Genomic DNA, 13,894 nt, shown 5'->3' on the forward strand with positions numbered 1-13,894 from the left:
TTTCTCTAAGAATGCCTATGATAGAATATATAGGGTGAAAGAGAGCGATTACAGATGTCAATAGTATGAATGAATCAAAGAAAATAATGTGACGGAGCGTGAGAATCTTGAATGAAGTTGTACAAGTTCCTGTTACGGATGTAAAGGGAATCGGAGGAGAAACATCTGAATTACTACACGAGATGGGGATTTATACAGTTTCTCATCTATTAGAACATTTTCCGTACCGTTATGAAGATTATGCGATGAAAGATCTTGCTGAAGTAAAGCATGATGAACGTGTAACAGTTGAGGGAAAGGTTCATAGTGCTCCTTTACTGCAATATTATGGGAAGAAGAAGTCTCGTCTTACGGTTCGTGTCCTCGTCGGTCGTTATTTAATTACAGCTGTATGCTTTAATAGGCCGTACTATAAGCAGAAGTTAAATTTAAATGAAACAGTAACGATTACTGGTAAATGGGATCAGCACCGTCAAACGATTGCGGTATCAGAGCTTCATTTTGGACCAGTTGTACGTCAACAAGAAGTAGAGCCTGTATACTCAGTGAAAGGGAAACTTACAGTAAAACAGATGCGCCGTTTTATTGCCCAAGCGTTCAAGGAGTATGGAGAATCTATAGTTGAAGTGTTACCTGATGGATTGCTAAGTCGATATAAATTATTGCCGCGTTATGAAGCGCTTCGGGCGTTGCATTTTCCAGCAGGACAGGAAGATTTAAAACAAGCACGTCGCCGTTTTGTATATGAGGAGTTTTTCTTATTTCAGCTAAAAATGCAAACATTACGGAAAATGGAGAGGGAAAATTCGAAAGGGACGAAAAAAGAAATTCCTTCAGCAGAATTGCAAGAGTTTATTGATGCACTTCCGTTTCCATTAACTGGTGCACAGCGTCGGGTAGTAGATGAAATTATGAAAGATATGATATCTCCTTATCGGATGAATCGTCTGTTGCAAGGTGATGTAGGTTCTGGGAAAACAGTCGTTGCAGCGATTGGCCTTTATGCAGCGAAGTTAGCACATTATCAAGGTGCTTTAATGGTTCCTACAGAAATTTTAGCAGAGCAACATTATCAATCGCTTGCAGAGACGTTCTCGCACTTTGGTATGGATGTTGAATTGTTAACCAGTTCTGTTAAAGGTGTAAGGCGTCGAGAGATTTTGGCAAAATTAGAACAAGGAGAAATAGATATCCTTGTTGGAACACATGCTTTAATTCAAGATGAAGTTATCTTTCATAGGTTAGGTCTCGTTATTACTGATGAACAACATCGATTTGGTGTAGCGCAGCGACGAGTTTTAAGGGAGAAAGGTGAAAGTCCGGATGTTTTATTTATGACGGCGACGCCAATTCCGCGTACGTTAGCAATTACTGCATTTGGAGAGATGGATGTTTCTATAATCGATGAGATGCCAGCTGGTAGAAAGGTAATTGAAACATACTGGGCAAAACATGATATGTTAGATCGAGTTCTCGGTTTTGTGGAGAAGGAGATAAAAAAAGGAAGACAAGCATATGTTATTTGTCCCCTTATTGAAGAATCTGAGAAACTTGATGTACAAAATGCGATTGACTTACATAGTATGCTGACTCATCATTATCAAGGGAAATGTCAAGTCGGATTAATGCATGGCAGACTCTCATCTCAAGAAAAAGAAGAGATAATGGGACAATTTAGTGAAAATAAAGTGCAAATTCTTGTGTCGACAACAGTTGTTGAAGTAGGTGTGAACGTACCGAATGCGACTGTAATGGTTATTTATGATGCAGAGCGTTTCGGTTTATCGCAGCTCCATCAGCTCAGGGGACGTGTTGGGCGTGGTAGTGAACAATCATATTGTTTATTGATCGCGGATCCAAAATCGGAAACGGGAAAAGAGCGAATGCGTATTATGACCGAAACGAATGATGGATTTGTATTGTCAGAAAAAGATTTAGAGTTAAGAGGTCCTGGAGATTTCTTTGGAAGTAAGCAAAGTGGTTTACCAGAATTCAAGGTTGCTGATATGGTACATGATTATCGAGCGTTAGAAACAGCTAGACAAGATGCGGCGTTACTAGTAGAATCAGAAGCGTTTTGGCATAATGATCAGTATGCTTCGCTGCGTACTTATCTTGACGGGACAGGTGTGTTCCAAGGAGAGAAGCTCGATTAAAGGGAGGCAACGAAAGTTTTTGTTGCATTCTACTTTTAATGATTATATACTACTGTTAGTACCTAGTCATAAAAATGGATGGTGCGGTATGAAAAAAAGAAGAAATAAAAAAGAAAGACAACAATTATTACAACAAACAATAGAAACGAATCCTTTTATTACGGATGAAGATTTAGCAGAAAAATTTCAAGTGAGTATACAAACCGTACGTCTTGACCGTATGGAATTATCTATTCCTGAATTAAGAGAAAGAATTAAACATGTAGCTACAAAGCAACATGAAGAAGATGTGAAATCTTTACCGTTAGAAGAGGTTGTCGGAGAAATTATCGATATAGAATTAGATAGACATGCGATTTCTATCTTTGAAGTGAAGGTAGAACACGTATTTAAAAGAAATCAGATTGCCCGTGGGCATCATTTGTTTGCACAAGCAAACTCACTAGCTGTTGCGGTTATTGATGAAGAATTAGCTTTAACTGCAAAGTCTACCATTCGATACATTCGTCCTGTAAAATTAGGAGAGCGTGTTGTTGCAAAAGCGCGCGTTGAAGATGTAGAGAATGATAAAGGACGGACCGTTGTCAAAGTGCGTAGCTTTGTTGGAGAAGAACTTGTTTTTACAGGCACTTTTGAAATGTATCGATCTAGTAATTATAGTGAGGAAGGTAACAACTTATGAAAATCGCAATAGATGCAATGGGCGGCGATCATGCTCCAAAGGCTGTCGTATTAGGAGCAATGAAAGCTATTAAGGAATATTCTGATTTACATATTACGTTAGTAGGGAAAGAAGAGGAAATTCGTCAATACTTAACGAGTGAAGAACGAATTACTATACTTCATACAGATGAAAAAATCGAATCGACAGATGAACCAGTAAGAGCGGTTCGACGAAAAAAACAAGCCTCAATGGTACTAGCAGCGCAGCAAGTGAAAGACGGCGTAGCGGATGCTTGTATATCAGCTGGTAGTACAGGAGCTTTAATGGCGGCTGGATTGTTCGTTGTAGGTCGTATGGAAGGAATTGAGCGACCAGCTTTATCCCCTACAATGCCAACGGTTGATGGAGAAGGTTTTGTTATGTTAGATGTTGGAGCGAACGTTGATGCAAAACCAATTCATTTATATCAATATGCAGTAATGGGATCTGTATACGCTGAGAAAGTAAGAGGAATTAAAAATCCTCGTGTTGGACTTTTGAACGTTGGAACAGAGGATGGCAAAGGGAACGAGCTTTCCAAACAAGTCTTTGCAATGCTTAAGGATGCCCCAATTAATTTCGTTGGGAACGTTGAATCAAGAGATTTATTGCAAGGTGTAGCAGATGTTGTTGTATGTGATGGTTTTACAGGGAATGTAGCGCTAAAATCATTAGAAGGAACAGCACTTGCGTTATTTTCTATGTTAAAAGAGCAGTTAATGAGTTCGTTTACGAGCAAATTAGCAGCAGCGGTATTAAAGCCAAAACTTATGGTATTAAAAGATAAAATGGATTATTCGGAGTATGGAGGAGCGGCATTATTTGGATTGAAAGCTCCAGTCATTAAGGCTCACGGTTCTTCCAATGACCAATCAATATTTAGTGCGATTCGTCAAACGAGAGAAATGGTAGCGAAAGAAGTTATTCCTACTATTTCAAGCGTAATGGAGAAAGAGCCACTCCAATAAGAGGAGGATTTGAAATGGGAAAACTAGCATTTCTTTTTCCGGGCCAAGGTTCACAGGCAGTTGGAATGGGTAAACAGTTAGCGGAGAATAATAAAGAGGTTGCAAATGTGTTTGCGAAAGCAGATGAGGTGTTGCAAGATTCACTTTCAGAAGTGATTTTTGAAGGGCCGCAGGAAAAGCTTACGTTAACGACAAATGCGCAGCCGGCCTTATTAACAACGAGTTTTGCTATTTTGACAGCTTTGAAAGAGTATGATATTACACCAGACTTTGTTGCAGGGCATAGTTTAGGTGAATATAGCGCTCTTGTAGCAGCGGGTGCAATAACTTTTGAAGACGCTGTATATGCTGTAAGAAAACGTGGGGAATATATGGAAGAAGCTGTTCCTGGTGGAGAAGGTGCAATGGCGGCTATTTTAGGTGCTGATCCACATATGCTGAAACAAGTTACAGAAGAAGTAACAAGTGAAGGATATGCAGTGCAAATCGCTAATATGAATAGTACGAAGCAAATTGTGATTTCTGGAACAAAGCAAGGAGTTGAGATTGCTTCTCAAAGAGCGAAAGAAAATGGTGCAAAGAGAGCAATTCCGCTTAAGGTAAGTGGACCGTTCCACTCTTCGCTTATGAAGCCAGCAGCGGAGAAGTTCCAAAGTGTCTTAAAAGAAATTACAATTCAAGATACGAATATTCCTGTTATCGCAAATGTAACAGCAGACGTTATTACAAGTGGTGCACTTATTCAAGGAAAGCTAATTGAACAGCTCTATTCGCCTGTCTTATGGTACCCGTCCATTGAAAATATGGTGAATCAAGGGGTAGATACATTTATTGAGATTGGACCTGGGAAAGTGCTTGCTGGACTTATGAAGTCAATTGATTCATCAGTGAAAGCATATGCGATATACGATGAAGAGACATTAAAAGATGCCATTTCAAATTTGAGAGGAGAAAACTGATGTTAAAAGGGAAAGTAGCATTAGTAACTGGCGCTTCACGTGGAATTGGTCGTGCGATTGCGATTGATTTAGCGAAACAAGGGGCAAATGTTGTAGTAAATTATGCTGGTAATGAGCAAAAGGCGAATGAAGTAGTTGATGAAATAAAGAAATTAGGTTCGGATGCAATTGCAGTAAGAGCAGATGTTGCAAATGCTGAAGACGTTACAAATATGGTGAAACAAACTGTAGATACATTTGGACAAGTTGATATTCTTGTAAATAATGCAGGTGTAACAAAAGATAATTTATTAATGCGTATGAAAGAGGAAGAATGGGATACAGTTATTAATACAAATCTAAAAGGTGTATTCTTATGTACGAAGGCAGTATCTCGATACATGATGCGCCAGCGTCATGGACGTATTATTAATATCGCTTCTGTTGTTGGAGTGACAGGTAATCCAGGACAAGCAAACTATGTTGCTGCTAAAGCGGGTGTAATTGGATTAACAAAAACATCAGCAAAAGAATTAGCGAGCCGTAATATTACTGTAAATGCAATTGCTCCAGGTTTTATTGCGACTGATATGACGGATATATTAGATGAAAATATAAAAGCCGAAATGTTAAAGTTAATTCCTGCAGCTCAGTTTGGTGAAGCGCAAGATATCGCAAATACTGTAACGTTTTTTGCTTCTGATCAAAGCAAATATATTACAGGGCAAACGTTAAATGTTGATGGCGGAATGGTAATGTAATAAAAGAATTGATTTCAACTAGTTTTTTTGGCCAATATTTAATATAATATTTGAGGGGAGGTGAATGGAATGGCAGATGTTTTAGAGCGTGTAACAAAAATCATCGTTGATCGTTTAGGTGTAGAAGAAACTGAAGTAGTACCAGCTGCGAGCTTTAAAGAAGATTTAGGCGCAGACTCCCTAGATGTAGTAGAACTTGTAATGCAATTGGAAGATGAATTCGAAATGGAAATTTCTGATGAAGATGCTGAAAAGATTGCTACTGTTGGCGATGCTGTGACTTACATAGAGAGTCATCTATAATGCTTAAGTGAAGTCCCGTTTTTTAGCGGGGCTTCTCGGCTTATATCTGGAGGGACTTATGCCGTACCGAAAACATAGAGAAAAAAAATACGAAACAAAATATCGTGAAGCGTTTAAAGTATTTCAAGAAGAGATAGGTATTACGTTTTCAGATGAAAAATTATTGATTCAAGCATTTACGCATTCATCGTATGTGAATGAGCATCGAAAAAAACCGCATGAAGACAATGAGCGTCTCGAATTCCTTGGAGATGCAGTATTGGAACTTACTGTGTCACAGTATCTGTTTCAAAAATATCCGACAATGAGCGAAGGAGAGTTAACGAAACTACGTGCAGCTATTGTATGTGAACCATCTCTTGTTCGTTTTGCAAACGAGTTGTCATTTGGTAGCCTTGTTTTATTAGGAAAAGGTGAGGAAATGACAGGTGGACGTGAACGACCAGCTTTATTAGCGGATGTCTTTGAAGCGTTTATTGGTGCCCTTTATCTTGATCAAGGGTTAGAAACAGTATGGGGCTTCTTAAAAGAAATTGTATACCCTAAAATTAATGAAGGTGCTTTTTCTCATGTGATGGATTATAAGAGTCAATTACAAGAGTTGATTCAGCGTGATGGTAGTGGCAATATTGAGTATCAAATTTTGCAGGAAAAAGGACCGGCCCACAATCGAGAATTTGTGTCACGTGTTACGTTAAATAACGTGGCTTTAGGTCTTGGTAGTGGCAAGTCGAAAAAAGAAGCAGAGCAACAAGCTGCTGCAGAAGCATTGAAAAAATTAAAAGAACAACTATAAGGAATCCCCCTTTGAATGAGGGGGATTCCTTATGCATAGAATGAAACTTTCTTTTTATTTGTGAATAAAGGGAAGGGAAATCCGTATAATAGCTTGTTTTTGTATAGACAACAGTTATAACAACGGAGAATAGGAGGAAGGCCTTTCGTGTTTTTAAAAAGATTAGAAATAGCAGGGTTTAAGTCTTTTGCTGAGCGTGTATCTGTTGATTTTGTCCCAGGTGTAACTTCCGTAGTAGGACCTAATGGAAGTGGGAAAAGTAATATTACTGATGCGATTCGCTGGGTACTTGGTGAACAATCTGCAAAATCATTACGTGGTGCAAAGATGGAGGATATTATTTTTGCAGGCAGTGATACGAGAAGAGCAGTTAATGTTGCTGAAGTAACATTAACTTTAAATAATGAAGATCAACGTTTACCGATTGAATATAATGAGGTGTGTGTAACGCGTCGTGTATCTCGTTCTGGTGATAGTGATTTTTATATTAATAAACAATCATGTAGATTGAAAGATATTATCGATTTATTTATGGACTCTGGTATGGGAAGAGAAGCTTTTTCAATTATTAGCCAGGGGAAAGTTGAAGAGATTTTAAGTAGTAAATCAGAAGAACGTCGTGGTGTATTTGAAGAAGCTGCGGGAGTGCTGAAATACAAACTTCGTAAAAAGAAAGCTGAAGTGAAATTAGCAGACACACAAGAAAACTTAAATCGTGTACAAGATATCATTCACGAATTAAGTAGTCAAGTAGAACCTTTAGAAAGACAAGCTTCTATTGCGAAAGATTATCTCGAGAAAAAAGAAGAATTAGAGAAAGTAGAAGCGGCGCTTATTGTACATGAAATTGAAGAATTACATGAGAAATGGGAAGCGCTTCGAAATCAGTTTGGGCATAATAAAAACGAAGAAGCTAAAATGTCAACGCATTTACAAAAAGGTGAAGAAGAGCTTGAGGAATTACGAGGACAATTACAAGCAGTAGATGAGTCTGTAGATTCCTTACAAGAAGTGCTGCTTCTTTCTAGTAAAGAGCTAGAAAAGTTAGAAGGACAGCGTGAGTTATTAAAAGAGAGAAAACAAAATGCAACGACGCATTGTGCACAACTCGAACAGTTAATTGTTGAATTAACAGAGAAAGCTACAAGTTATGATGGTGAAATTGAATCCAGTACAGAAGTGTTGATGCAATTTGTAAATCAAGTAAAAGAGTTGGAGACAAAATTGCATGATAATGAGCTACTGCTTGCAACTTTTGCTGACAATTTAGAGGAACAAATTGAGAATTTAAAAGGTGACTATATTGAACTTTTAAATCAACAAGCCAGTCATCGTAATGAGTTATCTATGATTGAAGAACAATCTAAACAACAAAACTCAAAAAATGAACGCCTCGATGAAGAAAATGCGAAATATGTAGAAATACGCATGGAAATTACAGCGAAAAAGACGAAACTTGTGGAAAGTTATGAACAAGTGAAAGAAAAAGTAGCTGGTATTCTTTCAAATATACAAAAGACAGAAGCGGCACTTGGGAAATGCAAGACGCAGTATAGTGAAAATGAAACAAAACTGTATCAAGCGTATCAATTTGTACAACAGGCACGTTCTCGAAAAGAAATGCTAGAAGAGATGCAAGAGGATTACTCTGGTTTCTATCAAGGGGTACGTGAAGTATTAAAAGCTAGAGAAGATAGGTTGCAAGGTATCGAGGGTGCTGTTGCAGAACTGCTAACGGTACCGAAAGAATATGAAATTGCAATGGAAATTGCTCTAGGTGCAGCGATGCAGCATATTGTCGTACAAAAAGAAGAACATGCTCGTAATGCAATTACGTTTTTAAAACAAAATAAACATGGACGAGCAACGTTTTTACCACAAGCTGTTATTAAAAGTAGATCGTTATCATTTGAACAATTACGTATTGTAAATCAACACCCATCGTTTGTAGGTGTGGCGGCAGAACTTGTGCAATATAACAATAAATATGAAAATGTAGTTTCAAATTTATTAGGTACTGTTATTGTTGCGAAAGATTTACGTGGGGCGAATGAGTTGGCGAAACAACTGCAATACCGTTATCGCATTGTAACAATCGAAGGTGATGTAGTGAACCCTGGTGGTTCTATGACTGGTGGAGCGGTAAAACAGGCGAAATCTTCTTTATTAGGACGTCAACGTGAGCTAGAAGAGTGGACGAACAAGTTAACTGATATGGAAGAAAAAACGACTAAGTTAGAAAACTTTGTTAAAGCAGTAAAGCAAGAGATTCAAGAAAAAGAAGTGAAAATACGGGAACTAAGGCAAAGTGTAGAAGCAGAGCGTGTAGATGAACAGAAATTAAGAGAAGAAATTAGTCGCTTAGAATTAGAAGAACATCGTATTAATGATCGTTTATCTATTTACGATTTAGAGATTGAAGGATTCTTACAAGATCAAGTGAAAATACAGGGACGTAAAGAAGAGCTAGAAAAGATTTTAGCAACGCTTCAAGCGGAGATTACGGAATTAGATAGCAAAATTGTCGCTTTAACAAAACAAAAAAGTGAGCAGCATTCTTCGAAGGAAAAAGTGCAAAAAGAAATGACTGAGTTAAAAGTGTTGGCGGCTGAAAAGCAACAACGCTTATCTAATCAAAAAGAAAAAGTTGAACGATTGACGAAGGAAAAAGAAGAAACGGATGCAACGCTTGTCAAAACGAAAGAGGATTTAGCATTCTTAAAACAAGAAATGACATCTAATTCAAGTGGTGAAGAACAGATTACGAATATGATTGAGAAGAAAGCATATGATCGTAATCAAACTTCAGAGTTAATTCGCTCTCGTCGTGAACAACGCGTATCGTTACAAGAGAGAGTAGAATATTTAGAACGTAATCTGAAAGAAACAACAGGTAAACATAAATACATTCTTGAGATGCTGAAAAATCAAGAAGTAAAAATAAACCGACTTGATGTAGAGTTAGAAAATAGATTACAACATTTACGTGAAACATATACGATTTCATTTGAAGCAGCAAAACTGAAGTATACAATGATGATGCCTGCAGAGGATGCACGTAAAAAGGTGAAACTAATTAAATTATCCATCGAAGAGCTAGGCGCAGTGAACTTAGGGGCAATTGAAGAGTATGAGCGTGTAGCAGAGCGTCATACATTCTTACTAGAGCAAAAAGATGACCTAGAAGAAGCGAAAGCGACATTGCACCAACTTATTACCGAAATGGATGAAGAAATGAAAAAACGTTTTTCTACTACGTTTGAAGGAATTCGAATGGAGTTTCAATCGGTATTCTCTGAATTATTTGGAGGCGGTAGAGCGGATTTAGTCATGACGAATCCAGAGGACTTATTAAATACTGGTATTGATATTGTAGCGCAACCGCCAGGGAAGAAACTGCAAAACTTAGGTTTACTTTCTGGTGGGGAGCGTGCTTTAACAGCAATTGCGCTGTTATTCGGTATTTTAAAAGTGCGCCCGGTCCCATTCTGTGTATTAGATGAGGTAGAGGCGGCTCTTGATGAGGCGAATGTTGCCCGTTTTGCGCAGTATTTAAAGAGATTTAGTGATGAGACACAGTTTATTGTCATTACACATAGAAAAGGTACAATGGAAGAGTCTGACGTATTGTACGGTGTAACAATGCAAGAGTCAGGGGTATCTAAACTTGTTTCGGTTCGTTTGGATGATGGAGAAGAACTAGTTGCAAGTAATTAGGAAGGATGGGACAGTATGAGTTTTTTAAAAAAATTAAAAGAAAAAATTTCAAAACAAACAGATACGGTAACAGAGAAATTTAAACATGGATTAGAAAAAACGAGAAATTCGTTTGCAGATAAAGTAAATGATTTAGTTTATCGTTATCGTAAAGTAGATGAAGATTTCTTTGAGGAATTAGAAGAAATTTTAATTGGTGCAGATGTCGGAGTTTCGACGGTAATGGAATTAATTGATCAATTGAAAGAAGAAGTGCAACGTCGTAACATCCAAGATCCAAAAGAAGTACAAGCTGTTATTTCAGAAAAGTTAGTAGGAATTTACAAAGGCGACAGTGAGTTTAGTAACGAAATTAATATGCAAGAGGATCAATTAACAGTTGTTTTATTTGTCGGTGTTAACGGTGTAGGGAAAACGACGACGATTGGTAAACTAGCACATAAATTCAAATCAGAAGGTAAGTCTGTCCTATTGGCGGCAGGAGATACATTCCGCGCAGGAGCGATTGAACAATTAGAAGTATGGGGCAATCGCGTTGGTGTAGAAGTGATTAAACAAGGGTCAGGATCTGATCCAGCGGCGGTTATGTATGACGCTGTACAAGCCGCGAAAGCACGTAAAGTAGACGTATTACTATGTGACACAGCAGGACGCTTACAAAATAAAGTAAACTTAATGAAAGAGTTAGAGAAAGTGAAGCGTGTAATTGAGCGTGAAGTACCGGGGGCTCCTCACGAAGTATTACTTGTTATTGATGCAACAACAGGACAAAACGGTTTAAGTCAAGCGAAGACATTCCGTGAAGCAACGAATGTTACTGGTATTGTTTTAACGAAGTTAGATGGAACTGCTAAAGGTGGTATTGTATTAGCGATTCGTAACGAAATGGATGTACCAGTGAAATTTGTTGGATTAGGAGAGCAAATGGATGATTTGCAGCAGTTTGATCCAGAACAATATGTGTATGGTTTATTTGCGAACTTAGTAGAAACAGAAGAAGTGTAAGTGAAAGAAGCGGTCTTTTCCGCTTCTTTTTCTATAAAAATATGTGATGTTAAGAAAAAAACTTGACACTCTTTTGTACTCCATGTAAACTAATTCATGTAAAGGGAAATCACTTAACAAAGGATGATCCAACATGCTCGAGAAAACAACGAGAATGAACTATTTATTTGATTTTTATCAATCGTTGTTAACGCAAAAACAAAGAAGTTATATGTCGCTTTATTATCTAGATGATTTATCTCTTGGTGAAATTGCGGAAGAATTTGATGTAAGTCGCCAAGCCGTGTATGATAACATTAAACGGACTGAAGCGATGCTTGAAGAATATGAAGATAAATTAGTATTACTTCAAAAGTTTCAAGAGCGACAGCGACTTGTTGCAAAGCTAAAACAGCTAATCAGCGAAGAAGAGCATGTGAATGAAGAAATGAAACAAGTTGTTGAAGCTATCGAAAAATTAGATTAGGAGGGCGGCAATATGGCATTTGAAGGATTAGCCGACCGACTTCAACAGACAATGCAAAAAATCCGCGGCAAAGGAAAAGTTTCTGAAGCCGATGTGAAAGAAATGATGAGAGAAGTTCGTCTAGCTCTTTTAGAAGCGGACGTTAACTTTAAAGTAGTAAAAGATTTTGTAAAGCGTGTGTCTGAACGTGCTGTCGGACAAGATGTAATGACAAGTTTGACACCTGGACAACAAGTAATTAAAGTCGTACAGGAAGAACTTACAGAACTTATGGGCGGAGAGCAAAGCAAAATTGCTGTTGCTAATAGGCCACCGACTGTTATAATGATGGTTGGTCTGCAAGGTGCGGGTAAAACAACGACGACAGGTAAGCTTGCGAATTTGCTTCGTAAAAAGCATAATCGTAAACCAATGCTTGTTGCAGCGGATATTTACCGTCCAGCAGCGATTAAACAGCTTGAAACATTAGGGAAGCAATTGGACATGCCTGTATTCTCTTTAGGAGATCAAGTAAGTCCTGTTGAAATTGCGAAACAAGCGATTGCAAAAGCAAAAGAAGATCATCACGATTATGTTTTAATTGATACAGCAGGTCGCCTGCATATTGATGAAGAACTAATGGATGAATTAGCGAAAGTGAAAGAAGTTGCGAAACCGGATGAAATTTTCCTTGTTGTCGATGCGATGACGGGACAAGACGCGGTAAATGTTGCACAAAGTTTCCATGAACAGTTAGGTTTAACAGGTGTTGTATTAACGAAATTAGATGGTGATACGCGCGGTGGTGCGGCATTATCTATTAAGGCGGTAACAAATACACCGATTAAATTTGCTGGTATGGGTGAAAAACTAGATGCGATTGAAGCGTTCCATCCAGAGCGTATGGCATCCCGTATTTTAGGGATGGGAGACGTCTTAACATTAATTGAAAAAGCGCAAGCTACAGTTGATGAAGAGAAAGCAAAAGAACTTGAGCAAAAAATGCGTACGCTTTCGTTTACGCTTGACGATTTCCTAGAACAACTTGGACAAGTGCGTCAACTTGGACCGCTTGATGAATTGTTAGGAATGCTTCCTGGTGCAAATAAAATTAAAGGGCTGAAAAATGCGCAAGTTGATGAAAAACAAATTGGGCATATTGAGGCAATTATTCGTTCTATGACTAAATTAGAGCGAGAACAACCGGAAATAATCAATGCTAGTCGCAAAAAGCGCATTGCCAAAGGTAGCGGTACAACGGTACAAGAAATCAATCGTTTAATCAAGCAATTTGATGATATGAAAAAGATGATGAAAACGATGACGGGAATGCAAAAAGGTAAGAAAAAAGGACTAGGTGGATTGAAGTTTCCATTCATGTAAGGAAAAAAGATGGCTCTGTTAAGAAAAAATACTTTACAAAGCAATAGTCTTTTTGCTAATATAATTATCTGTGTGAAATAAATTCGGAGGTGCTTTATAAATGGCAGTTAAAATTCGTTTAAAACGTATGGGAGCTAAAAAAACTCCTTTCTATCGTGTAGTTGTTGCAGATTCTCGTTCTCCTCGTGACGGACGTTTCATTGAGGAAATCGGTACTTACAATCCGGTTGCTCAACCAGCTGAAGTTAAGATCAACGAAGAAGCAGCATTAAAATGGTTAGGAAATGGTGCTAAACCATCTGATACAGTTCGTAACTTATTCTCTAACCAAGGTATCATGGAGAAATTCCACTTATCTAAACAAGGTAAGTAATTGAGGCAATGACTATGAAGAAGTTAGTCGAGACGATTGTCAAGCCTCTTGTCGATCATCCTGAAGATGTAAAAGTTACACAGGAACTTTACAACGGAGAGATAAAGTATCGATTAACTGTACATCCTGAGGATGTTGGAAAAGTCATTGGAAAGCAAGGGAAAGTTGCGAAAGCAATTCGAATGCTCTTGTATTCAGTGGGACATCATAATGATGAAAAAGTAACACTGGAAATTCAATAAACGTAAAAAGGGCGAGGAGTTATTTCCTCTCCCTTTTTTAACATTTAAAGAGAAGTTGCATGTTCCATATGTGAAATGGAGATGCTTAATTTATATAGAAACCA

Annotated in this window: 13 protein-coding genes; all 13 read left to right on the top strand. The window is 37.9% G+C overall.

Annotated elements, in window-relative coordinates:
* The first annotated feature begins 107 nt into the window (after positions 1-107).
* The 13 genes from recG (at position 108) to QCI46_RS08150 (ending at position 13,790) form a co-directional block, all read left to right on the top strand.
* Positions 108-2,156 carry an ATP-dependent DNA helicase RecG gene (gene recG / locus QCI46_RS08090; RefSeq protein ID WP_353839901.1) on the top strand — a complete coding sequence of 683 codons (2,049 nt, stop codon included), beginning with the start codon at positions 108-110 and terminating at the stop codon, positions 2,154-2,156.
* A gap of 88 nt (positions 2,157-2,244) precedes the next feature.
* On the top strand, positions 2,245-2,838 hold the full coding sequence (fapR, locus tag QCI46_RS08095) for a transcription factor FapR (protein ID WP_098199908.1): 594 nt from the start codon (positions 2,245-2,247) through the stop codon (positions 2,836-2,838).
* Positions 2,835-3,827, top strand: a complete 993-nt coding sequence (gene plsX, locus QCI46_RS08100; RefSeq protein WP_000684108.1) for a phosphate acyltransferase PlsX — start codon at positions 2,835-2,837, stop codon at positions 3,825-3,827. The genes fapR and plsX overlap by 4 nt, the downstream gene beginning before the upstream one ends.
* A 14-nt stretch (positions 3,828-3,841) precedes the next feature.
* Entirely contained in the window at positions 3,842-4,786 is a 945-nt protein-coding gene (fabD, locus tag QCI46_RS08105; RefSeq protein WP_353839902.1) for an ACP S-malonyltransferase, read from the top strand.
* Positions 4,786-5,526 (top strand): 3-oxoacyl-[acyl-carrier-protein] reductase, encoded by a 741-nt coding sequence (gene fabG, locus QCI46_RS08110; protein ID WP_000911777.1) that lies wholly within the window; start codon positions 4,786-4,788, stop codon positions 5,524-5,526. The genes fabD and fabG overlap by 1 nt, the downstream gene beginning before the upstream one ends.
* Positions 5,527-5,595: 69 nt before the next feature.
* On the top strand, positions 5,596-5,829 hold the full coding sequence (gene acpP / locus QCI46_RS08115; protein WP_000786062.1) for an acyl carrier protein: 234 nt from the start codon (positions 5,596-5,598) through the stop codon (positions 5,827-5,829).
* 58 nt (positions 5,830-5,887) lie between these two features.
* Entirely contained in the window at positions 5,888-6,625 is a 738-nt protein-coding gene (rncS, locus tag QCI46_RS08120) for a ribonuclease III (RefSeq protein ID WP_001146867.1), read from the top strand.
* Positions 6,626-6,772: 147 nt separating this feature from the next.
* Positions 6,773-10,342, top strand: coding sequence for a chromosome segregation protein SMC (gene smc / locus QCI46_RS08125; protein ID WP_353839903.1), 3,570 nt, complete (start codon positions 6,773-6,775; stop codon positions 10,340-10,342).
* A 15-nt stretch (positions 10,343-10,357) separates the two neighbouring features.
* A complete protein-coding gene (gene ftsY, locus QCI46_RS08130; RefSeq protein WP_353839904.1) occupies positions 10,358-11,347 on the top strand; it encodes a signal recognition particle-docking protein FtsY in 990 nt (329 codons plus the stop codon).
* Positions 11,348-11,480: 133 nt separating this feature from the next.
* Entirely contained in the window at positions 11,481-11,813 is a 333-nt protein-coding gene (locus tag QCI46_RS08135) for a putative DNA-binding protein (protein WP_000891061.1), read from the top strand.
* A 12-nt stretch (positions 11,814-11,825) separates the two neighbouring features.
* Positions 11,826-13,175, top strand: coding sequence for a signal recognition particle protein (gene ffh, locus QCI46_RS08140; RefSeq protein ID WP_000863466.1), 1,350 nt, complete (start codon positions 11,826-11,828; stop codon positions 13,173-13,175).
* 100 nt (positions 13,176-13,275) lie between these two features.
* Positions 13,276-13,548: a 30S ribosomal protein S16 gene (rpsP, locus tag QCI46_RS08145; RefSeq protein ID WP_000268750.1), complete on the top strand. Its 273-nt coding sequence runs from the start codon at positions 13,276-13,278 to the stop codon at positions 13,546-13,548.
* Between the two features lie 14 nt (positions 13,549-13,562).
* Complete coding sequence (locus QCI46_RS08150; RefSeq protein ID WP_000737397.1) at positions 13,563-13,790, top strand: KH domain-containing protein; 228 nt, start codon at positions 13,563-13,565, stop codon at positions 13,788-13,790.
* Positions 13,791-13,894 lie beyond the last annotated feature (104 nt).

Source organism: Bacillus cereus group sp. RP32 (assembly GCF_040459735.1).
GTDB lineage: Bacteria > Bacillota > Bacilli > Bacillales > Bacillaceae_G > Bacillus_A > Bacillus_A wiedmannii.

Coding starts and splice junctions, on each gene's coding strand:
- plsX (WP_000684108.1), top strand. CDS start 2,835: ATGAAAATCGCAATAGATGCAATGGGCGGCGATCATGCTCCAAAGGCT.
- rncS (WP_001146867.1), top strand. CDS start 5,888: ATGCCGTACCGAAAACATAGAGAAAAAAAATACGAAACAAAATATCGT.
- acpP (WP_000786062.1), top strand. CDS start 5,596: ATGGCAGATGTTTTAGAGCGTGTAACAAAAATCATCGTTGATCGTTTA.
- fapR (WP_098199908.1), top strand. CDS start 2,245: ATGAAAAAAAGAAGAAATAAAAAAGAAAGACAACAATTATTACAACAA.
- fabG (WP_000911777.1), top strand. CDS start 4,786: ATGTTAAAAGGGAAAGTAGCATTAGTAACTGGCGCTTCACGTGGAATT.
- QCI46_RS08150 (WP_000737397.1), top strand. CDS start 13,563: ATGAAGAAGTTAGTCGAGACGATTGTCAAGCCTCTTGTCGATCATCCT.
- QCI46_RS08135 (WP_000891061.1), top strand. CDS start 11,481: ATGCTCGAGAAAACAACGAGAATGAACTATTTATTTGATTTTTATCAA.
- rpsP (WP_000268750.1), top strand. CDS start 13,276: ATGGCAGTTAAAATTCGTTTAAAACGTATGGGAGCTAAAAAAACTCCT.
- ffh (WP_000863466.1), top strand. CDS start 11,826: ATGGCATTTGAAGGATTAGCCGACCGACTTCAACAGACAATGCAAAAA.
- ftsY (WP_353839904.1), top strand. CDS start 10,358: ATGAGTTTTTTAAAAAAATTAAAAGAAAAAATTTCAAAACAAACAGAT.
- fabD (WP_353839902.1), top strand. CDS start 3,842: ATGGGAAAACTAGCATTTCTTTTTCCGGGCCAAGGTTCACAGGCAGTT.